Here is a 280-nt window from a genome sequence, read left to right as displayed (position 1 = left end):
GCGACTGCCGATGGACGCTTGTCGGTGAGAACGAAAAGGCTTCTGAAGAGGAAAAACTGCATCCCGAGTTGAATGCGATTCATACGATCTGGCATCTCCCGGTGACGGGAGACAGAAGCGTTTTCAAGTTCGAGTTTACGCGTCCGATCCGGAAGGGGAGCAATGTACTGCATCTCTATGTCAAGGCTGACGGTGATGAGGATACGGGTAGAAACCATGAAGGCGTCCACAATGGCGTGGACTATATGTTCACGATGATTGACGGCGACCCGAATCACGC

General features: G+C 52.5%; 1 protein-coding gene. It reads left to right on the top strand.

The window, feature by feature from the left end; translation table 11 throughout:
- Positions 1 to 280 (top strand): hypothetical protein (locus ACOSDM_RS20260; protein ID WP_420726343.1); only part of this gene is annotated, 280 nt, incomplete at both ends.

This window comes from Hwanghaeella sp. LZ110 (assembly GCF_048892525.1).
Taxonomy (GTDB): Bacteria; Pseudomonadota; Alphaproteobacteria; order UBA8366; family Aestuariispiraceae; genus Pacificispira.
This window is presented reverse-complemented; position numbering and strand designations above follow the sequence as displayed.